The 22080-nt window shown below is 54.4% G+C and carries 18 protein-coding genes; 10 read left to right on the forward strand and 8 right to left on the reverse strand.

What is annotated here, in order from left to right; genetic code table 11:
* Positions 1–28: 28 nt before the first annotated feature.
* The 7 genes from R3C20_00125 (at position 29) to R3C20_00155 (ending at position 8493) form a co-directional block, all read left to right on the forward strand.
* The gene (locus R3C20_00125) at positions 29–793 is read left to right on the forward strand and encodes a hypothetical protein (GenBank protein ID MEZ6038877.1); all 765 of its coding nucleotides are present in this window, start codon (positions 29–31) and stop codon (positions 791–793) included.
* Positions 794–1050: 257 nt separating this feature from the next.
* Positions 1051–1923, forward strand: coding sequence for an FHA domain-containing protein (locus tag R3C20_00130; GenBank protein MEZ6038878.1), 873 nt, complete (start codon positions 1051–1053; stop codon positions 1921–1923).
* A gap of 26 nt (positions 1924–1949) precedes the next feature.
* Positions 1950–2162, forward strand: a complete 213-nt coding sequence (locus R3C20_00135) for a hypothetical protein (protein MEZ6038879.1) — start codon at positions 1950–1952, stop codon at positions 2160–2162.
* Between the two features lie 385 nt (positions 2163–2547).
* On the forward strand, positions 2548–3996 hold the full coding sequence (gene nusA / locus R3C20_00140) for a transcription termination factor NusA (GenBank protein MEZ6038880.1): 1449 nt from the start codon (positions 2548–2550) through the stop codon (positions 3994–3996).
* Positions 3997–4233: 237 nt separating this feature from the next.
* Positions 4234–6999: a translation initiation factor IF-2 gene (gene infB, locus R3C20_00145; protein MEZ6038881.1), complete on the forward strand. Its 2766-nt coding sequence runs from the start codon at positions 4234–4236 to the stop codon at positions 6997–6999.
* A 102-nt stretch (positions 7000–7101) separates the two neighbouring features.
* Complete coding sequence (gene rbfA, locus R3C20_00150; GenBank protein MEZ6038882.1) at positions 7102–7512, forward strand: 30S ribosome-binding factor RbfA; 411 nt, start codon at positions 7102–7104, stop codon at positions 7510–7512.
* Between the two features lie 24 nt (positions 7513–7536).
* On the forward strand, positions 7537–8493 hold the full coding sequence (locus R3C20_00155; protein ID MEZ6038883.1) for a hypothetical protein: 957 nt from the start codon (positions 7537–7539) through the stop codon (positions 8491–8493).
* A 678-nt stretch (positions 8494–9171) separates the two neighbouring features.
* Here the strand turns inward: R3C20_00155 and R3C20_00160 are convergent.
* Positions 9172–9477: a hypothetical protein gene (locus tag R3C20_00160; GenBank protein ID MEZ6038884.1), complete on the reverse strand. Its 306-nt coding sequence runs from the start codon at positions 9475–9477 to the stop codon at positions 9172–9174.
* Positions 9474–9977: a hypothetical protein gene (locus R3C20_00165; protein MEZ6038885.1), complete on the reverse strand. Its 504-nt coding sequence runs from the start codon at positions 9975–9977 to the stop codon at positions 9474–9476. The genes R3C20_00160 and R3C20_00165 overlap by 4 nt, the downstream gene beginning before the upstream one ends.
* 295 nt (positions 9978–10272) lie before the next feature.
* On the opposite strand from R3C20_00165, the gene R3C20_00170 reads away from it, so the two are divergent.
* A complete protein-coding gene (locus R3C20_00170) occupies positions 10273–11847 on the forward strand; it encodes an HDOD domain-containing protein (protein ID MEZ6038886.1) in 1575 nt (524 codons plus the stop codon).
* Positions 11848–11908: 61 nt separating this feature from the next.
* Here the strand turns inward: R3C20_00170 and R3C20_00175 are convergent, their stop codons facing one another.
* Both R3C20_00175 and R3C20_00180 read right to left on the reverse strand, forming a co-directional pair.
* On the reverse strand, positions 11909–15547 hold the full coding sequence (locus tag R3C20_00175) for a class I tRNA ligase family protein (protein ID MEZ6038887.1): 3639 nt from the start codon (positions 15545–15547) through the stop codon (positions 11909–11911).
* A gap of 326 nt (positions 15548–15873) precedes the next feature.
* Positions 15874–16773 (reverse strand): bestrophin family ion channel, encoded by a 900-nt coding sequence (locus R3C20_00180; GenBank protein ID MEZ6038888.1) that lies wholly within the window; start codon positions 16771–16773, stop codon positions 15874–15876.
* Positions 16774–17016: 243 nt separating this feature from the next.
* On the opposite strand from R3C20_00180, the gene R3C20_00185 reads away from it, so the two are divergent.
* Both R3C20_00185 and R3C20_00190 read left to right on the forward strand, forming a co-directional pair.
* The gene (locus R3C20_00185; protein MEZ6038889.1) at positions 17017–17433 is read left to right on the forward strand and encodes a DCC1-like thiol-disulfide oxidoreductase family protein; all 417 of its coding nucleotides are present in this window, start codon (positions 17017–17019) and stop codon (positions 17431–17433) included.
* A gap of 59 nt (positions 17434–17492) precedes the next feature.
* Positions 17493–19892 (forward strand): hypothetical protein, encoded by a 2400-nt coding sequence (locus tag R3C20_00190; GenBank protein MEZ6038890.1) that lies wholly within the window; start codon positions 17493–17495, stop codon positions 19890–19892.
* Between the two features lie 99 nt (positions 19893–19991).
* Here R3C20_00190 and R3C20_00195 read toward each other — a convergent pair whose 3' ends face one another.
* The 4 genes from R3C20_00195 to R3C20_00210 form a co-directional block, all read right to left on the reverse strand.
* A complete protein-coding gene (locus R3C20_00195; protein MEZ6038891.1) occupies positions 19992–20795 on the reverse strand; it encodes an IS5 family transposase in 804 nt (267 codons plus the stop codon).
* A 31-nt stretch (positions 20796–20826) separates the two neighbouring features.
* The gene (locus R3C20_00200; protein MEZ6038892.1) at positions 20827–21126 is read right to left on the reverse strand and encodes an RNA-binding protein; all 300 of its coding nucleotides are present in this window, start codon (positions 21124–21126) and stop codon (positions 20827–20829) included.
* Between the two features lie 10 nt (positions 21127–21136).
* Complete coding sequence (locus R3C20_00205) at positions 21137–21394, reverse strand: hypothetical protein (GenBank protein MEZ6038893.1); 258 nt, start codon at positions 21392–21394, stop codon at positions 21137–21139.
* A 376-nt stretch (positions 21395–21770) separates the two neighbouring features.
* On the reverse strand, positions 21771–22037 hold the full coding sequence (locus R3C20_00210) for an RNA-binding protein (GenBank protein MEZ6038894.1): 267 nt from the start codon (positions 22035–22037) through the stop codon (positions 21771–21773).
* Positions 22038–22080: the final 43 nt, after the last annotated feature.

Consider the following 22080-nt stretch of genomic DNA (forward strand, 5'->3'; position numbering starts at 1 on the left):
AGAATGATTCTGTTCGGCGGATTAAGTGATGAGCGAAAGTCAGGCAAATCAGGAACAGCGTGACATTTCCTGCGAATTAATCATTCAGCCAACACCGCAATGCGGCGAGGAGAACATGTGGATCGATGAACGTCTGCTGGAGTTAGCGCTTACTGAAGGGCGTTGCTTTGCGAGGATCTACTCCTGGAGTGAGCCAACTGTTACGCTGGGGTATTTCCAGAAAGATGGTTCCGGATTAGTGGGTTCATTCTCGGGGCTGCCCAGCGTAAGGCGATTGAGTGGTGGTGGAGCGATTCTGCATGATCAGGAGTTGACGTATTCTGTGGCGCTGCCTCCCCACCATGACTTGAGCCGTCGCCCCAGTGAAATTTACCCCCGAATCCATCGGGGTATTATACAGCTTCTGAGTGATTGCGGCTGTTCTGCGAGACTTCGAGGTGATTCAGAAAATGAGCCAGCCCCACATTTCGTCGCGGAACATTCAGCTTCTGAACCGTTTCTATGTTTCATGAGACATGATCCGAACGACATCGTTTGTGATTCGCCTGCAGGGGTCGTGAAACTCGTTGGAAGCGCTCAACGCAGACGTCGGGGGGCCGTACTGCAACATGGAAGCATCCTGTTGCAGCGTTCAAAGGCGGCTGTTGAGATTCCGGGAATTACTGACCTCTTTCCTGAGTTTAATCTGGTTGAGTTTCGTCAGGCATTGCCGGGAATCATTGCTGGCCATGTTGCGGCAAACGTGGAGATCTCCAAAAACCCGCAATACGCGTCACCGGCGTCTCGGGGATGAGGTACTGTTGAAATTGGGTGTTGCACGTTTGCCTGCATCGAATGTTTGTCGTTTGAGTCACTTTTGTCCGAGGGAGATTGGGCAGAACCCGAAAACTTGTTGTTTCAGTGGTGCATTTGTGCATCTCATACTGGAACCAATCCGTGGCAGCGGTTAGAGTTGTGGAATGTTTGTGACAAAATCGGGCGGAGCTTCCGATTCTCATTTATGGAAGACGTAGTTGGGCCGACAAGACAGCGGTTTGGAGTTATTCACCTATGATCGTGGCCGAATTGTCAGTTGTTGGTGGAAAGCATGCCGGGCAGATTATTCCGCTGAATCGGCGGAAGTTTTTGATTGGCCGCGAGCAGGATTGCCAGCTGCGCCCCAATAGCGAGATGGTTAGTCGCCATCATTGCGTGTTCAGCCTCGATGACTTCGCAGTGCGGCTGCGTGATCTCGGCAGTACCAATGGCACGTTTGTGAATGGCAACCGAATTGCGAAGGAAACAGTCCTTTCGAGTGGGGATCACATTGTCATTGGCAACCTGGAATTCAAGCTGGTTGTCACTCCAGGTGCTTCCATCGATCCGTCTGCGAGCAGTTCAGGTTTCGATTTGAAGACGAAGCCAGAAGATACTCAGGTCACTTCTCAGACAGTTCTGGAGATACCGGTTGCTCGTCAGGATGCCGCACCTGCGGAACCTGCTGCAGCTGAGCCTGTTACGACTCAGGCTCCCGCGGCGCCGCCTGCCGTTCAGCAGGCTCCTGTTCCCGGGAGTGACACGGCCGTGATGCCTTCCGCACAGATGATGCCGGGGCAGTATCCGTATCCGCCACAAATGATGCAGCCGATGGGTTATCCAGGCGGGATGTACGGTGGTTATCCGTATCAGCATATGATGCCTAATTACGGCCAGATGTATCCTCCCATGATGCCTCAGGGTTATGCAGCTGCTCCGGAGCAGCAGGCCGCAGCTCCTTCTGGTGCACAGCAGATGGAAGTTTCGCTCCCGGATCCATCTGAGACAGGAGCAAAGGAGGAGGCTGCAAAGGGGAGTGGGGGATCCGATCGATCTGATACTGCCAAGCCGACCGGGGCAGCGGATGCCATTCTGAAACAGATGTCAGGTCGACGTCCGGGTGCCTAGTTCTTGTTCCGTGAAGGCCGTCAGAAATGGCTGATCCGTCGGATGTACAAAGGAAGTATCGGGAATTCCTGGATTTGCTTCCACTGACATTGTCACTTGCAGGTCTTCCTCCGAGCGATCACGGCAAGTATTTCACCGCAGAGCAGATTGAGTCTCGTTTGTTCACGATTCGGCACGCCTACAAGGCAGCCCGTTCTGTGGCACGCGAGTGCATTCAGGGCGCTTCAGGCCAATCCTGATCACTCGAATTCCTCGTGTTTCTGCCAGATGGGCCGTACAAGTGGTGCCTTCGCGGTCGAATTGAGTATGGATCAATTGCAGGGTCCTTGACAGGCTGCAATTTGGCCAGTATTTTCCGCTCAGGATCGTCACGGAGAGTTCGTGGTTTTCCTGTCCACATTTGGCACTATCAGAAACACGTTCGGGGAACCTGAAATGGGCAAGATTTAGGTCTTCCTCCATTTCTCTGTCGTAAATCATCCGTGCAGGTCGCTTTGGTGGCCTGACGTGGTGGGGTACGGTGGCGAATTCTGGTTTCTGGCAGTTTTTGGTTGCCAGTTGCGAAAAGTGGGACTTGTTCCCGCTTTTTTTTATAGATACTTCCGCGCAATTGAATGATCTGACATGAATGGACCAGAAATCCTCAGAATTGTTGATGCCATTCATCGTGATAAGGCTATCGACATGGAGATCGTGTTTGAGGGGATCGAGCAGGCAATCTTGTCTGCCGCCCGAAAACACTTCTCAGAGGACGAGAATGTTGAGGTGCAGATTGATCGCAAATCTGGTGAACCAGCTTTGATTTGTGATGGTCGGATGCTGGAGCCGGAATTGCTTGGAGACTTGCTGGGGCGGATTTCGGCCCAGACTGCCAAGCAGGTGATGATACAGAAGATTCGTGAAGCTGAGCGGGATACGCTGTACGACGAGTTTCTGGATCTGCGCAGTCAGTTGGTGTCCGGATTAGTGACCAGGATTGATCGCGGGACTGTGATTGTCAATTTGGGTAAGGTGGAAGCTATTCTGCCTCGCAGTGAGCAGATTGCGAAAGAGAATTACCGCGTCGGTGATCGGGTTCGGGCGATTGTGCTTGATGTTCGCAAGGCAGGCTCGCGGGTGCGGGTGATTCTTTCGCGTACGCACGCGGATTTCGTGCGTCGACTTTTTGAGGTCGAAATTCCCGAGATCAATGACCGTGTGATTGAGGTTCGTTCTATCTCGCGAGAGGCAGGGCATCGCTCAAAGGTTGCCGTTTCTTGTGCGGATTCGACGATTGATTGCGTGGGAGCCTGTGTGGGTGTGCGAGGGGCTCGAATTCGCGGGATCGTTGAAGAACTAAGTGGTGAGCGAATTGATATCGTTCGCTGGAACGACTCGCTGCAGGTGCTGGTTCCCAATGCTTTGCAGCCGGCAGAAGTCGAGGATGTGATTCTTTGCCCAATGCTGGGGAAAGTGATTGTTCTTGTTCGGGATGATCAGTTGTCTTTGGCAATTGGCCGCCGGGGGCAGAACGTTCGGCTGGCATCAAAACTGGTTGGTTGGGATATCAATGTGATGACCCAGGTGTCTCTTGATGAGCAGCTGGATATCTCCATTGAAGCATTCTCTGTTATCCCTCAGATGACGCCGGACTTGTCAGAGAATCTTGTGTCACAAGGGTTCTTCACCTTTGATGACCTTTCTGTGATTGAACCTGATCAGTTGATGGAGATTGGCGGCCTCAGTCAGGAGGATTGCGACGCAATTATCGAGTTTGCAGACGTGGAGAGCTTGAAGAACGAGGAGCAGGAGCGGCTGGCGGCTGAGCAGAAAAAACGTGACGCGTCTCAACGTGAGCACGCACCGGCGGCCCCTGCAGGCAAAGCTGTCGCTTCTGTGAGTGTCGAGTCGCCGGTTCAGCCCGCCGAGGGTGTTGCCGCTGAGGTGGTGGTTGAGGCAGGGGCGGAATCGGATGGGGAATCCGGGGAGGAAACCAGGCCTGAAGTTGCTGTCGATGGTGCCCCGGGTGATTCGGTTGAGGGTGTTCCGGTCGTGGCTGAAGAGGTTGCAGATGTGCAACCTGAAGAGGGTTAGTTCTGTTAGAGGAGAGTCGCTTTCACTTTTCGTTAGCAATTGTTTTTAAGATGTTCCGTCGCATTCGCGCAGAAGCGGGTGCCAGTTTGCTGGTAGTTGATTGATTGTTGTTGACAATCATTGTGGTCAGCTGCCTTTTGTCGGCCTGTGATTTGATGGCCGCAACCGGTTTTCGGTGCTCGCTCTGATACGAATTCATGGAAGTGTCAGTTTTCGGCGAGTCTAAGGGGTTCAGTTTTGAAGATACGTATCTTTGCCCTTGCGAGGGACTTAGGTCTCGACAGTAAGGTATTGATCGAAATTTGCGAAGAAGCCGGTGTTAAACTGCGCAACGCACTTGCGACGATTTCCGAAGAGGAACGCGACCAGATCGTTGCTTTTATCAAGAGTCGTGAGGCTGGTCCTGCGTCCGAGGCCGATGCAGTAGACCTCGCTCCGACCCGCGAGCCAGTTGTTGACATGGGCAAGGTTCGCGACATCAAGGCAATGTCGCCGCGCCCTCAGCATGCGTCTCGGTCGGAGGGTGAGGTCATTGGATCGGAGGAGACTCAGGAGCCCGAGGAGTCTTCTGCTGAAGAATCGGTGGTTGAGGTTGAGGAGGTTGTTGCTCCTCCCGCTCCCGTCGTTGCTGTGGAAGTGCCTGAAACTACAGAAAAGATCGTTGAGAGTCCGGCAGAGTCAGAGGCTCCTGTCGAGGTAGTTGCAGAGAAAACACAGACAGAAGAGGCTCCCGCAGAAGTGGCACCAGTCGAGGCGATTGCTGACGTACCTCCCGCAGTTGAAGCTGCCCCCGTAGTCACTCCTTCGCAGGAAGCGCCGCGTCGACCGCGAATGCAGCAAATGCGGGAGATGCGTCCTATCGGGTCTGTGAAGGATCGTGAGCAGGCAGCGAAGGGATCTGTTGCGCGCGGGAAGCCCATTTCGCGTCCGATCGTCGCGGCTCCTCCGGATTACACGCCGCCGGTCATCAAGAAGCAAAAAGTTGAAAAAGAGAAGGCGCAAAAGCCGGACATGGCTCTCTCCGACATCGTTGATCGGCGGAGTCCACTGGCGGATCAGTTGCGTCAGCTGAAGCAGGCCCGTGCTGAACAGGAGACGCCAGCCGTCGATACGGCAAGACAGCAACGGCCAGGAGCACGCCGCGGGTCACTGCTGAATGACTTTCGTGAGTCACGACAGAAGGAACGTGAAAACAAGAAGATCAAGCGGAAGCGGAAGTCGGGCAGTGTTGAGCTGAAGACCAACGCTCAGATTTCATTCCCGATTACCGTTCGTGCCTTGTCAGAGGCGATCGGGCGTCCCGCGAAATCGATTCTGAGCATCCTGTTTAAAGACGGGAAGATGTTCACGATCAACGACGAACTTTCAGAAGAAGTTGCGATGGAAGTCGCGATGGATTTGGGAGTCGATCTTGAGGTCAAACGCGGTCGGGATATTGAGGCAGAACTTGTTGCGTCGCTGGATCATGAGGATCCTGCTGAGTCGATGGCGAGCCGACCTCCGATTGTCACGATTCTGGGACACGTCGACCATGGTAAGACGACCCTGGTTGACTACATCCGAAGTGCGAATGTCGCTGCCGGAGAAGCCGGTGGTATCACGCAGCATATCGCTGCCTATCAGGTGAACTACGAGGGTCATGCAGTGACCTTTGTGGATACGCCGGGCCACGCCGCTTTCGGTGAAATGCGATCACGCGGGGCAAACGTAACCGACATCATTGTTCTGGTGATCGCGGCAGATGATGGCGTCATGCCTCAGACGGTGGAGTGCATCAGTCATGCGAAGAATGCTGGCGTACCTATCATCGTTGCCTTGAATAAGGTTGACCTTCCGGAAATCGATGAGCAACGGGTACTTCAGCAGTTAGCCCAGCATGAACTGCTTCCAGCGGAATGGGGTGGAGAAGTTGAAGTTGTTCGAACATCCGGTGCGACAGGCCAGGGTGTCGACAAACTTCTCGAAACCATCCTGCTGACTTCTGAGTTGCATGAGTTTCAGGCAAATCCGGAACGTGAAGCATTGGGTGTCTGTCTCGAAGCATTTCGTGATGAAGGTCGTGGTGCGATCGCCTGGATGATCGTGCAGAAAGGAACGTTGCGGGTTGGCGATGTTGTACTGTGCGGAAGCACTTATGGTCGCATCCGTGCAATTTACAATGACCGCGATGAGGAGCTGGACGAAGCCGGACCATCCTCGCCGGTTAAAGTGGCTGGCCTGAACGATGTCCCCGGGGCTGGAGATCATTTCTTCGTCATGAAGGATATCGAGGAAGCCCGAGAGACTGCCGACAATCGTATTCACGAAGGTCGAACCGAGGTGCTGTCGCGTCGTGGTAAGCCGAGGACACTTGACGATATTCTGTCTTCTGCACGCGAAGGTGAAGGCAATCAGGAGTTGCCACTGATCCTGAAGGCTGATACGCCGGGATCGCTTGAGGCGCTTCGCGGTGAGATTAACAAGTTTGAACATCCTGAAGTGAGTGTGTCGATCATTCACGAGGGAATTGGCGGCGTCAACGAAAGTGACGTCTACCTGGCAAGTGCAGCCGATGCCATCATTATTGCGTTCCATGTGATTGCAGAAGATCGGGCAGAAACGCTGGCCGAACGCGAAGCGGTTGAAATTCGGCGGTACAACATCATTTATGAGGTTACAGAGCACATCAAGCTGGCACTTCAGGGATTGTTGCGTCCGGAACGCGTGGAAGTGGCCACTGGTCGGGCGATCGTCCTGAGGACGTTTCAGATCAGTCGCTTTGGAACAATTGCCGGTTGTCGCGTGCTGAACGGGACGATTGCACGTGATAATCGAATTCACGTGATCCGGGATCAGAAGGTTCTCAACGATTATCGAATCGGATCTCTGAAGAGGGAGAAGGACGATGCTCGTGAAGTTCGCGACGGCATGGAGTGCGGAATTCGTTTGGAAGGATTCAACGACGTCAAAGAGGGTGACTTGCTGGAAGCCTATCGAATTGAGGAGGTCAAGAGGACGTTGTAGGCGTGAGTTTGTGCTCATCAGAGATGGTGAGACCGTCGCGATTGCAACGGATTGACTCCAGTCGCCGTTCGAATGGCCTGATCTTTCGGAAAGCATTTACCCATGTCAACGCGCCGCACAGCAAGAGTGGCCTCAGTGGTTCGTGAAGTGGTCAGCACTGCGATCCTTCAGGAATTGCGCGACCCTCGCATCAGGAACGTGACCGTTCTTGGTGCCGAGGTCAGTCCGGATCTGAGGTACGCAAGCGTAAAAATCTCCGTGATGGGCGACGAAAAAGTGGCCGCCCTGACAATGCACGGGCTTAATTCGGCCCGGGGCTTCCTGCAATCCAAAGTGGGGGAGCGCATCAAGAGTCGTTACACCCCTGAATTGCGATTTATTCTGGATACCGGGTTAAAGAAGTCGGCAGAGGCCACGCGAATTCTGCGTGAAGTCCTGCCGGAACACGAAGAACTACCTGCGACGGATGTTTCGGCAGTCCCGCTGGACGAGCCGGGTATTCACAACGAGTAGAACTCATACAACTGGGAAACGAAAATGCCTACAGGCAAGGCAACTAAGGCCAGCGACAAGTCCATGATCTGTAAGAAGGTTGTTACAGCCCTGCAAAAGATCTACGGGAAGTCACTCCCAAAGCTGGATCAGCCCGCACTTGAAACCATCATGTTCGCGATCTGTCTGGAAGACAATTCCTGGGCTGATGCCGAAGCCGCCTATAAGAGGTTGCTCGAAGAATATTTCGATCTGAATGAGATCCGGGTAACATCCGTCTCAGAGCTGGAACAGACGCTGCAACCCCTGCGTTTCGCCGACTGGAAAGGATTACGAATTCGGTCTTTGCTCCGATATGTTTTTGAGTCAGGCTACACATTTGAGGTCGAGAAGCTGCGGCGAATGACGCAGGAAGTTGCCGTCAAGACATTTAAGAAGATCGGCGACATGTCGCCATTCGTTCGCGACTTCAGTCTCCAGCATTTGCTCTCCAGTCACGTCGTTTGCCTCGACGAGTCGATGTTGAAGGCCTCGCACTGGCTGGCGCTCGTACCGACCGCCATGGATGTCACCGAGGCTGGTGAACATCTGAAAGCTGGCTTGAAGAAATCAGAGGTGGGTGAATTCTGCCACTTGCTCCGCTGTGTCGCGACAGACCCCAAATTCATCGAGCGATTTGACGATATGCCTGATGAACCGCTGGACATGGCCGACGCTCCAGCGAGGTTGGTGGAACTTCAGAATCCACCCCGAAAGAAGCCGACTCGTCCTGTGGCAGACAAAAAGGTCGAAGTCGCTGGCAAGTCCAAAGCCGTCACGAAGAAATCCACCGCCACGAAGAGCTCAGTCGGTAAATCTTCGACAAAGGAGTCGGCGGCGAAAGCTACCGCCCCGGTAAAAAAGACCGCGAAGAAGAAACCATCGCCGACCAAAGAAGCACCAGCCGCGAAAACGGCTTCAAAAGCTGCCAAGACCGTTAAGAAGACGGCCAAGAAGAAGTAACAGCGCCAACGACCTGCGTCTGAACTGCCTGTTCCACCTGGTTCAGGTTTTCGTTTCTGATGAAATGCGGGACAGGTCCGACGCGTTTGGAGGTCTGAATCAGAAGGACCACGCCGTGGATGCGATCGATCACGCGAATGCAAGCACAGCGGCACAACTCCGCATGGCACGCGCGCGAGCGGCACGAAGAGGCAACATTGGCAGCGCTCGATGATGTATCGCTGTCGAGCACGAGTGGCATGATCTGATCTGATTCGATGCGTCAGGAGTTTTCACATCCGCATCCAGATCGGCGGCTGACGCCGCAAACCTGCCGACTGAAAAGGAGGCCGAGGTTGTTGAAGAAATCCAATCTCAGGCTGTCGCTGCACTTCCGAAGTCGTATGAACTCGGGTATCTGAAGTCGGGCGATCCGGAATCACCCCCTGCAGAATGAAAAGTTCTCGGTGCTAAATGGGTGAGACGATTTCAAGACCCTGTTCCAGGAAGTTCAAGTGCCATCAGAATGATTCTTCCAGCCGTGGCCGCGTCAGGGCATACCAGAGAGAGGGCGCGCAACGCTGCCGGATACCCGAACGATTCAAGTCTTTGGAAATCCCCGGGCTGCCGCCGGTCGGATTTCCTGAATCCATGTCGCTGGTCGTGTCGTTTCGCCGTATTGGGGAAAGGTCATTGATGCTACTGGCGCGGTTCTGCCGTTGCTGTGGCATGCTTATAGATGAAGTCAATAATTGGTGTTGGATCGCTCAACCCGTGCGGATGATGGTTTACGCCAGGTTTGCAAATGAGAGTAATCCGGCCCCCCAGCTGTCTGTATCGTTCGGCGACGATTCCTGTGTTTTCATTCCAGGGGACAACGTCGTCTGCATCGCCGTAAACGTGGAGCAGCGGGACATTGGATTCGGCCAGTGGAGCGAGGTTATCGATTGGATTGCCCTGAAACTCCATCGCTTCGGCTTCATCCTGAAATCCATAAGCCTTCATGCCAGTTGCCAGTCACGAACGCTGCCTTTCCCCGAACCTTTTCCGCCGGGCCAACTCTTCAGGTCACAGACGGCAGCGTCAGCATAGATGCATGAAACCCGGTCGGGGTTGGCAATCGCCCAATTAAAACAATACAGCCCTCCTCGGCTTAGCCCAACCAGCGCGGGCTTTGCCGACAGCTGATATTTTGTTGTCAGTGTCTCGTAACAACTGTTCCAGAACTTCACAGCGGCAGGGCATCCCAGCAGATCCGGCGCACGCATGTCGACAACGTGAAAGCCCTTCTTCAGAAGTGCGATATCCGGTTCGGGCTTGTGCCCAAAGAACTCTCCATGCCATACCCATGGTCGACCCGGGACGGGGGATTGCGGGACGATAACCATGACTGGTTTCCCGCTCACCTCAAAGTCAAAACGGTCGAAGCCGTTCCATTGCGTTTTCTTCCCGGGAAAAAATCCATCGTTCTTTTCTTCAATGGCCTGGGTGGGCGCAGAGGCCATTATCGCAAGCAGCAAGCACACGAGTGTCAGTATCCGGCAACACGCAAGTCGTTGTCTGCAAATCATGAAATCGGTATTCCTGGGAAGTGTCGATTGGGGATTCCATCCATGTTAACGGCAGGATGGGTGTGGGCAAATCTCCCTATGAGCAATCGGAGAATTCGCCATCTGCGTTGTTGCGATGTGCAAAAGTCGGATTTGATATGAGACCGGCGGCTTATCCGGATCTGAATTTGTGCCAGGCTCAAACTGGAGCCCTGTTTCCCCAGTCATCCCGAATGCCGGAGTGTTCCCCGTGTCTTTATCCGTCGAAAAGATTCTGTCCTCGGACCGGCTTCCCAGCTTGCCTGAAGTTGCATTGAAGGTTGTTCAGATTGCTCGTCAGCCGGATCCTGACTTTACGGAACTCGTGGAGTCGATCCGTCTGGATCCCGCAATTGCCGGGCGAATTCTGAAGACGGCCAATTCCGCGCTGCTCGGGATGAAAACGCGTGCCTCTTCGATCGAAACCGCTGTACCGCGACTCGGCACGACGATGGTCCGTGCTCTGGTTCTGGGTTTCACTCTTGCGGACGCTCACAAGAGCCGATCGCCTGTTTTGAGGGCCTGGTACCAGCAAATCTGGCGTGAGTCACTGATTCAGGCTGCGGCCGCGGAAGTCCTTGCGGAAAGGCAGGGCGGGCGAGTCGATCCGGGGACATGGTTCCTGGCAGGTTTGCTGCAGGATATTGGACGCCTGGCATTGCTGACTACCTGCCAGGAAGAATATGTCGACAACGTACTGGAACTGGAAGATGATCGTGCGCAGATCGATCGGGAGATTTCGTACTACGGTTTTTCGCATGTTGATGTCAGCGTCGCATTGTGTCAGCGGTGGAACCTGGACGACGATATTGTGGATGCCATTCGGGTGCATCATCGAGTCGCTCATCGGGTCGTACCGCTTCGATTTGTTTCCAGCACGTCGCTCGCCGCCGGTTTGATCACAGCATCCTATTTCGCTGACTACCTTGAGGAAGTGAGCCGAAACTTAAGCTGCAGCAGGGAACAGATTGAACGCATGCTGATGCAGGTTTTCGCTCTGCGCCCCAATGATGTCTTCCGGGTTCTGGCCGATGTTGATGCTCGCGTGGGAGAGGTTGCTGCCACGTTTAATGTCGACATCGGAAATACGCCTTCTCTTGAAGCCATACTGGCTGATGCACAGGAAGTGTTGTCTCGAATCGCGGTGGCCGGCCAGTTGCGACTTGTCAACGCGTGTGTCGATTTTGAAGATGAAGTGGCTGCGTCCCGAATCGAAGCGGAGAAAAAAGCGGCCTCATCCGAACCCGTCAAGTGTTGGCACGATCCCGCCACACGGACCTTTAATCGCACCTACCTGGATCAGGCACTGACCGCGACCATCAGTCAGTCTCATGAGCAGAATGTTCCGCTGGGGTTGATTCTTGTTGAGGCATCTGAAGGCGGCAATGACGGCATTGATGACAACGGCGAGAAATCTCGTCTGCGTCGTGTTGCGGATATCCTTCGACAGTCCGTACGTTTGTCAGACGCTGTCGTGCGATTCGGCCAGAACGAGTTTCTGATTTCGATGTACGACGTCAATGTCGATATGTTGCCGCTTCTGACTGATCAGATTCAACGCCGAATGGCTCGCGACTTCGCACGCGAACACGAAAGCACGAGTCCGTGTGCTTTTGCCGCCTTGTACTATGATCCATCGATGACAAAGCCAGAGTCTTCGGGGTCCCTGATCGAGAAACTCAGAAAAATTGGCACCACGAGTGGACGATTGTCCGTGGCCTGCGTGAATCAGGGCTGCGTCGTACCCTCTGAGAGTCGACTGACTTCCGAACTACTTGTTCAGTGACTTCGGAAGGTATTCGGCTGCGACAGGAGGCGCAATGCCGTTTACGAAGGATCATCGACAACTATGACCGGATTGTGATCCAGATTGTTGCTGACACGTCGCCAATGTGTACGGATCTGGTTCCTTCAGGTGATGATGACTGAAAGGTGATCGAGTCCGCCAGGGTCTCGCCCTGGATGTAGTCACCCCAGTCGGCGACCATGGCCTGAACGATCGAGTCTGCTGCGTGGTATTCGATCCGGATTCGGTCCTGGATATTCAAGTTGGCGTCTTTGCGGAGTTGTTGCACCTGGCGGACGAAGTCTCGTGACATACCTTCCCGGATCAAATCAGGCGTCAGCACCGCGCTGATGGCGATTTGAATGCCGGATTCATCGGCGCAGACCCAGTCGGCAGCCTGTTCCGTGCTGATGAGAACATCGTCCGGGCTCAGGTCGATCTGGTTACCGTCCAGTTCGATTGTCAGGTTTTCTCCTCGACGCAGTGGCGACAGAACGGTGTCTCCGAGTTCCGGGAGTTTGGTTCGCAGAAGATTCAGGAGTTTGCCGTATTTCGGTCCCAGCGTTTTCAGATTGGGTTTGTAGGCGTATCCAACGAGTGAATCCAGATTGGCCTGTGCAGTGACCAGCTTGATGTTGAGTTCTTCGCCAATGACGTCGGTTAGTTTGGCGATCGCGTTCGCCGTTGAAGCGTCAGTGGCCGCGAACTGTAATTCTGCCAGAGGCTGCCGAACCCGCAGGTTACTTTCTTCTCGAAGCTTGTGACCAAGTCTGACAACCAACTGAGCCGCTGCCATTCGTTTGTTCAGATCTTCGTCCAGCAGGGATTCATCTGCTTCCGGGTAGTCGCAAAGATGAACACTTGCGGGCAAAGACGTTGCACTGGCCGAAGCATTTACGCACTCGCGCCCCAGCACCAGATTCTGATACATTCGTTCTGTCAGAAACGGGATACACGGCGCCAGGAGGCGGCTGAGAGTGACCAGTACTTCGTAGAGCGTTTCGTAGGCGGCATTCTTGTCAGTGTCACTTGCGTCTTTTGAACGCCAGAAGCGACGACGGTTTCGGCGGATGTACCAGTTACTGAGGTCGTCGATGAAGTCAGCGGCCGCTTCGCAGAATGCTGGCGCGTTATAGTCGCGGAATTCCTTCTGAGCCAGCTGAACCAGCGATTGCAGGTTGGACAAGATCCAGCGATCGATCTCCTGTGTATTGCCGGGCGTGTGGTTTGCAGAATCATTGGCTTGTCCTGTGACTCGCTGGCGAAGTTCATCGCTCGGCACAAAGCCGTCGGCGATTGCGTAGTCCACAAAGAACTTGTAGCAGTTCCACAATGGGATCAGGATCTGGCGACGCGTCTCATCCGCGGGGCCGCTGGTGACTTTCGCAGTGGGGATTCCTTCTTTTGTTGTGGAGATCGGTCCTTCGGGGGTTTGCAGTGTGACGGGCTCGTCGGGATGGCGCGTTCCGAACCGCAAATCCTGAGCCGGATTCTGCGCCAGGTACATCCATCGCATCGTGTCCACACCCAGTTGTTCGGCCGCTTCCTCAAACCAGATGGCGGTGCCGTCTGATTTGTGCATTGGCTTGCCTTGTTCGTTCTGGACAAGTCGATGTCCAAGCAGTGTGCGGAATGGTTTCTTTTCTTCCGCGTTATCGGCCTCGTCGTAGCGCATCATGGTCGACAGGGACAACATGGAATAGAACCAGTTGCGGAATTGACCAGGGAAGCATTCGGTGACCAGATCTGCCGGATACCACTTTTGCCATTCTTCGTGGTTGTGGTTGTAACCCATGGTGCTGAACGGAACGATGCCTGCGTCCAGCCATGGGTTGCCCACGTCCGGAATGCGGCTCATCAGGTTACCATTCTTTGGATTGCGGATTCTGACTTTGTCGATCCACGGACGATGCGGCGTGTTGCCTTCAAAACCGTCCCATCCTTCGACGGCCCTTTCTTTGAGTTCTGCGAGCGAGCCCATGACTTCGAAGTCTCCGGTTTCTTCGTCAACCCAGATGGGCAGGGCGAGTCCCCAGAAACGCTTCTTGCTGATCATCCAGTCGCTCATGTTGGACAACCATTCGATTTCGCGTTCCTGCCCGTCGATGCTGTCCGGCAGCCAGCGAATGGCTTTGGTGACATCCTTGATTTCATCGCGCCAGTCCATGTTGATGAACCATTCATCAACCAGCCGAAAGACCAGCTCATCACCCGTTCGCCAGCAGTGAGGATAGATGTGGGGATATGTTTCGACGGCGACCAGCATTCCTTTGCTTTTGAGTTTTTCGAAGACAAGTTCGGCGGTTTCCGGGGCGATGGCTTCCAGACCGGTGAAATCTCCGAAGCCTTCGCTGTAGGTGCCGTCATCCTTCAAAGGCGCGATCACCGGCATACCCACGGATACGCCGATCCTGTGGTCGATATCACCGCAGCCAGGTGCCATGTGAACGATGCCGGTTCCTTCTCCCGCCACAACGTTTGCGTTGCCACGCGAGTCGCGTCCACCGTCGATGACCTTGTGCCAGGACGCCCCGGACTTGCCGGCGTTCTTTTCATCAGTCGGGCATCCACCATCCATTTGCTGTGCAGGCAATTCGTCGAAAGGACCTTCGTAGGCCCAGCCGACCATCTCAGCACCCTTGATTGTGCCTGATTCTTCAAAGCCGCCCTGTTCCTTGAAAATCTGCGCCAGTGTTTTGAGCTTTGGGACACCTTCGGGCCACTTCCATTCGGGGCGTCCAAAGCCGTCTTTGAATTCAGTGGCCAGACGCTGGAAGTTCAGGTTCTCTTTTGCGAAATAGTAAACAGCGTTGTCTCGTTTGGTTTGGATCCTGATGTAGTCCAGATCCGGATTCACAGCGCAGGCAACGTTGCTGGTCAGCGTCCAGGGTGTTGTCGTCCAGACAAGAAGATATTCGTTGTTTCGGTCGCGCAAAGGGAATCGCACAAACACGCTTTTGTGAGTCGTCAGCTTTCGGCCTTCGGCGATTTCCATCTGGCTGTAGGCACTGCCCCCGCGCCCTGACCATGGCATCACGTCGTGGCCCTGATAGATCTTGCCACGGTTAAAGCATTTTTTCAGGAAGGTCCAGATCGTTTCGTTATTCTCTGTGCTGAACGTGAAATAGCTGCCGCCCCATTCCGGATTGCCCAGCTTTTCGACCAGCTGGTGAGCCTTTGCCGTTTCTGTTTTTCCGCTGGGTGCGGTGATTGTCACAGGTGTGTCGGTTCCCAGGTGTTCGGCGAGTTCGCGCAGCTGACCAGGATCGTCCCAGTCCATCCAGTAACCAAGACGTTGAGATTGTTCGGTTTGCCTTGCTGCAAAGCGGAGCACTCGCCGTTTGCATTCGTTAACGAAGTTGTCGATGCCGTATTCGTGCACGGCGGTTTTGGTGCCCAGCCCCAGTTGCTTTTCGACTTCGACTTCCACCCAGAGTCCCTGGCAGTCAAAACCGTTTTGGTACCGCTGATCGTGCCCCGTCATAGCAAAGAAACGTTGGTACGTGTCTTTATAGGTTCGCCCCCATGCGTGATGAACGCCCATGGGGTTATTCGCTGTGATGGGCCCGTCCAGAAAGCTCCATCGCCGACGCCCGGCGTTTTTACGCCGCAGCTGGCTGAAAATCTGCTGATCCGCCCAAAACTTCAGGACGGAGTGTTCACCGGGTACGAAATTGCTGTCAGGTACGGGTTGAAACATGGGGGAGAACAGGATTTCGGAGTTTAAGTTTCGGAGTCCAGGTTCCGGGGACCGGAATCAAAGCTGGTACGCGAGAAGTCGGACGCCCGTGATTGGATTCGCTGTCGCCGAGCCGCGTGGCTGAGCATTCTAGGCGCTCTGCTGCCGAATGCATACTTCGACGGCCTTTGCCGAGGAACCAGGAAGCCAGTTTTCGAAAACCGCTGCCGACCGACAGCCCCGGCAGTCATCACCACCCCGTGACACGGCAGTCAACTTACGGAAAAAGGCGTTTCACGGTGCGTCTCACCTGTCACCTGCGGTCTTACCTGTCAGGTTGCAGCATTTCAGGATCGAAACGCAGGCGGCGTTTCGTGGCCCGCGGTTGGTGGTTCCGTCATTCCGGGTTTGACGTCCATGATCTCCTGAACTGTTCGTGCGATTGTGTCGCAGAGTCCGTCGAGGTCAAGGTCATCTTCATCGCATCCGAACGGTTCTTCTACGTGTTCTGCAACCACCTCAAGGCCCAGCATAAAGTAGGCCGTGATGGTCGTCAGAGGTATGGTCCACCATCCGAAATCGTTCACGATGCCCCATGGGAGTGTCAGCAGAAAAAGCAGAACACACTGTCGGGCGAACATCCGGTAGGATCCAACGATCCGAGTATTCCGGATTCGTTCACAACCGCCACAGATGTCAAGGAGTCGCGAAAGATCGTGATCAATGACGCGCATTTCGTCTCCGTCAATCCAGTGATTGGACTTCCAGATTCTCATCGCCCGATATCGCTGCGCAACCAGGAACCCTGGCACGTGTCCACTGGTTTGCTCTGAATCTTCATAGCCTTCGAGCGTGCCAAGTTCGGCGCCCTCACGCAGGTGATCGCGAAGGACATACGGAAACGAAATGATGTCGCGTCTGGCTGCGGCGAGATGGTGATCCGGCAGTTTCACGAGCATTGAAAACTTGGCTGCGAGATTACGACTTGCGTTGACCAGTGCTCCCCAGAGTGTTCGTGCTTCCCACCATCGGGCATAGGCGGTATTGGTTCGGAATACCAGCAGCCAGCCAAGGACCAGCGTCAGGGCAGCATGAATCTGTGACGGCGCATCGGCGATTCCATGGTATTGCGATTCTTCTTTCCAGACTGGCAGAATGGAATAGACTCCTACGGCCGCAGCCATCAGTGCAACCTGGCCGAGTGTTCGGCTGCGAAAAATCGAAAGTAGGTATCCGGACGATTTCATTAGTGACGACTCTGTTGTATTTGCGGTCTGATCATCGTGTGTGCCTTCGGGAATACAAACAGAACTGCTCCTCCCAAAGCCATGCTGGATGAGGAATGACGTGACATGTGGATGTGGTCTGGCAGTTATTGCCGCAAGACCATGCAGATTTGCGTTGACCCCGGAACAGTTTACGCTTCGCAGAACGAATAAGAACACATCACAATGATCGAGTTGCCAGGAAGCCCCAAAAGGATTGCAGCGATGTCGGCGAACTCAGACTCAAAACTCTCGCATGTCGTGTTTTTCGATGGAATCTGTGGATTCTGCAATCGCTCGGTGAATTTTCTGATGGGGATCGACCGTCACAATCGCCTTCGATTTGCCCCACTCCAGGGAAGCACAGCTTCGCAGTGTCTGCCGGCCGAGCTGCAACAGAATCTGGACACACTGGTGTTCTTGACGGAGGGGCGACTCTATGTGCGGTCGGCTGCGGTCGTACGGATTCTGTGTGTGATTGGTGGTGTTTGGCGGGTGGCTGGAATCCTGCTCTGGCTTATTCCTTTACCCATTCGGGACGCCTGTTATCGTCTGGTGTCTCGGATTCGGTATCGGGTCTTTGGGAAGCATGAGACCTGCCGACTGCCGAAGCCGGAAGAACGCGGTCTCGTTCTGGATTGAGCCGAGGCAGGTCTTTGCACTCTGCGCGGGTTGCTGCAGATCATCGGGGATTAACGAAGATGAAGATTGCTACTGGTTCGAGTGCCCTGACGGGACGCTGCCTTCAGACTGAGTTTCGACAGTTGCTTGTCAAATTCTGCCTTGTCCTCTTCGCGATACCTGCAATCGCTGTTGCGGGGACTCAGCCTGCGTCTCACGAACCTGGCTGGAAGGCAGGAGTCGCTCGAGCCATCATTACTCCGAAAACGGAAGTTTGGTTGGCTGGCTACGGGACCCGCCGAGTTCCAGAGGGAAAGATCCATGATCTCTGGCTAAAGTCGCTCGCGTTGGAGGATGCCGATGGCGGACTGGTCGTGTTGGTGACGAGCGACTTTCAGGGGATTCCCAAATCATTCAGCGATCGAGTTTTCAACCGCCTGAGGTCGGAGCTGAAACTGGACCGATCACAGGTCATGTTGACTTTCTCCCACAATCATTGCGGACCTCGTCTTGGGGATGACCTGCAGGATTACTATCCCGTTGAATCCGCTCAGGAAGTGTTGATCGATCAGTACACATCGGAAATGGTTGAACTGACCGTCCAGACAATTCGTGCATCGCTGGCAGACCGTAAGCCCGTTGTGGTGAGAGAGGGAAGGGCTTCGACATCGTTTGCTGTGAACCGACGCAACAACCGGGAGGCCGACATTCCTGGGCTGATCGCCAAAGGTGTTCCACTCGCTGGTCCGGTTGATCATTCCGTTCCGGTGCTGTCAGTGACCGGAGACGACGGGCTGGTTAAAGCGATCCTGTTTGGTTATGCGTGTCATCCGACAACCCTGAGTTTCACTCAATGGTGTGGGGACTTTCCGGGGTTTGCTCAGCTGCAGATCGAGCACCAGTATCCGGGCGCGGTCGCAATGTTTGTGAACACATGTGGAGGCGATCAGAACCCTCTTCCCAGGCGATCCGTTGAACTCTGTGAACGCTATGGCACGATGCTTGCGGAATCAGTGAACGCCGCAATCGCCGGAAGAATGTCTGTGATTGAGCCGCGGTTGCGAACGCGATTTCGATACCTCGATCTGCCGTATCTGAAAACTGTCGACAGGAATGACCTCGAAGTCGCAGAACAGGATTCGAATCGAATCAAATCCCGATGGGCGTCGAGGTTGAAACGACGCATGGACGCGGGAGAGGTTTTTGGGGAATCTTATCCTTATCCGCTGCATGTCTGGCGGCTTGGGGAAAGCACATTGCTCATCGGAATGGGGGCTGAGACCGTTGTCGACTATGCCCTGCGTTTCAAGGCCGAATTCGAAGGCAGCACGTGGGTGCTTGGTTATGTGGACGACATGATCGCCTACATTCCATCTCGTCGGGTGTGGGAAGAAGGAGGCTATGAAGGCGGTTCCAATTTGTTTGAATACGGCCGCCCTGCATTTCGATGGTCGGGTGAGATCGAAGATCGAATAGCAGATGAAGTGCATGCAATGGTCGCCAGTGTGAACGATCCGGACCAAACAGCCCGGCCGCATGCGGAACGCGCCGAGTGGGTGTTGGAAACTGATCAGGCCGACTGGAAACCAAGAGATTCCAGCGGCGAAGTTGTCTATCGCGATCAGCTCTGGCTGATGGGGGGATGGTTCGATTCATATTCCGCTCCACCACGCGATGTCTGGCGATCATCGGATGGCAGGAAGTGGCATAAAGTCACCGATGAAGCCCCATGGACGTTCAGTGATCTCCCAATGACAACTGTCTTCAGTGAACGAATGTGGTTGATGGGAGGCTGGCGAAACGGACGGCTGGAAGGGCATGGGGCGACAAGTGAGGTCTGGTCGTCGCAAGATGGTGCCGACTGGAGGTTGGAAACCTCATCAGCCGGATGGTCACCTCGATTGGCGGCTGGAATTGCATCTCACAACGGACGCATGTGGATCGCTGGTGGAACAGAGAACTACTACTTTGGCGATGCCTCCAGTTTGAAAAATGACGTCTGGTCCACCAGTGACGGTGCGACATGGCAACTGGAAACCGACAGTGCGCCCTGGTCGGCTCGCGCATATCACCAGTTGGTCAGCCATGACGGGAAACTCTGGGTGATCGGTGGCGGAAACTACGTTCCGGAGTATCACGCGACCAATGATGTCTGGTGTTCGTCCGACGGCAGGCACTGGCAGCAGGTAACCGCGAACGCTCCGTGGGAGCCGCGGTTATGGTTTTCTGCTGTTTCCTGGAAAGGTCACCTGTGGGTGATCGGCGGGTGGTCAAACCATCCATCGGTGAACAGAAACGATGTTTGGTTTTCGAAGGACGGCCTCACCTGGAAGCAGCTCGAATCATCGAACCGATGGAAGGAGCGACATGAGCATTCTGTCTGGGTGCATGGGGATCGACTATTTCTCGGGGCGGGTCATGCACAGCCGCTCAGCAATGAAGTCTGGTCTCTTCAGTTGCCGGACTCCTGGAACGAATGAGGCTCTGATCCGGTTCCCGGCGTTGGCTCAGTCAATTCGACCGCTATTCGCCGCGAAGAGTTTCGAACATCTGGAGGATGCTGTCCCGCGTAGAGCCTGTTATGAACTTTGAGGGTGGAGTCTTGCGAGCATAATGGTGACGAATGCGAGCCAGTGCCAGCCGTCAAGCGTCACACTCAGCCGTTCGTAGTCTCTGGCCAGTCTTCGGAATCTCGCCAGCCAGGCAAAGGTTCGTTCCACAACCCACCGGCGAGGTAATAGTACAAATCCACGCTTCGCTTCCGTGTGCTTAACTACTTCCAAACGAATCGACTCAGCGTTCGCCTGTTCAACAGCAGATTCTCCGGTGTAACCCTGATCGACATACGCCAACTCTACCGACTGATCCGTCACTTCCTGAACTTGTTTCGCCAGCTCACCGACCTGCGCACGGTCCTGTTCGTTTGCTGGTGTTACAACAGTGGCAAGTAAATGCCCAAGTGTGTCTACCGCCGCATGAACCTTCGATCCTTTGCGTCTCTTTGCTCCATCGTAACCGGCCCGGGATCCACTCTCCGGGGTCGACTGTAATGTCCGCGCATCCAAAATCACTGCTGAAGGATCTTCAGCACGCTCCGTATTCAGTCGAGCCACCATTCGAAGATCATGAACAATGGATTGGAAGACTTTCGCATCAACCCAGCGTCGAGCTTGCTGGTACACCACAGTCCATGGCGGAAAATCATTGGGCAGGTATCGCCACGGACAGCCAGTCTTAACAACATACCGCAATGCATTGAATACGGCTCGCAGAGGATATTCCCGCTGCGGTGCGTCTTCCGTCATCAACGTCAGATACGGCACAACAAATTCCCATTCGTCATCCTTGACGTCGCTGGGATACGACTTCCGTGTCTTACTCATCACTTAACTTCAACATATGTTTCAAGTTAAGTCAATAACAGGCTCTAGATTTACGATCACCGTCTGATGAGGCCGTCGAAGGAGACGGACTGCTGCGCGATTCGTTAATCGTGAGCAGTCGGCCCCCCATTGAGCTTCCCGCCAGTCGAGTGACGGCTTCATCTGCGTCATCCATGGACGGCATGTTGACGAAGGCAAAGCCGCGCGGTCGACTTGTCGCGGCATCGGCCACCATGCGGACCGACGACACTCGGCCATAGCATTCGAATCGGCGTCTGAGTTCTGCCTCTGAGGCATCGAACGGTAGGTTACCGACAAAGATTTGGGGCATGTTCTGGTTTCTATTTGAGACGCAGACGCGGGCCGTGTTTGACTTTTACGGCATCCAGCGTTCGCTGATTAAGTTCATTGGCAACGGTGGAGGAAAGGAACAAGCTTGGACGACCTGGCGCCTCGATGACTTTGTCCTTGTCCCGGCGAACGCCCTTCCGGCATTTCACCTTCCCATCGGCATAGGTCAGACGAAAGTCTGAGATTTGTGGGTGTTTTGTTTGAATGGTTGCAAGGCGATTCCAAGCCGAGTCGGTTACTGTGAGCATGCTTTACTTTCCAGATGTTAAGCGGTCGAATGGGTGATCCTGTGGGGGCAGGGCACCCTTGAGCGGTCTGACGCATGACTTCCCGTGACGCACGCAGATGATTGCGTTTGACGAGAACTCCTGCCGTCGTCCGGTTCTCACCATCAATGCACAAACGGTTGTGACTCGAAGCACGAACAGTTGTATCGGGATGGCGAAAGCGATTTCGAAATTCTTCGAGTCGTTCCGACAGCTCTTGCGCCGCGCGAATCATCCCGATGCTCGCTGAGAGCTCTCAACGGGAGTCACGAAAAGCGGGAGAGCTCAGGGCGGACGAGGTCCGCCCATCGAACAATTCCAGCAGATCTGATTGGTGATGCCACCAACCAAGCGATGATTACCAGCTGCGAGCGCGTTCTTCACGAGGCTTGGCAATATTTACCTTCAGAGCCCGCCCATGCAGGTCTCGGTCGTTCAGTGCGTCAATCGCTTTTTTCGCGTCGCTGTCGCTGGGCATTTCCACAAAGGCAAAACCCTTCGAACGGCCGGTTTCGCGATCGGAGATCACATTGGCCTTGGAGACATCTCCAAACTCTGCGAATGCATCCTGCAGATCATTTGAGGTTGTTTCGTAAGAAAGATTTCCAACGTAAATACTCGTCATCCAATTCTCCTAAACATCAAGGTCAACAAAGAAAACCCTGGCG

The organism is Planctomycetaceae bacterium (assembly GCA_041398825.1).
Lineage (GTDB): Bacteria > Planctomycetota > Planctomycetia > Planctomycetales > Planctomycetaceae > F1-80-MAGs062.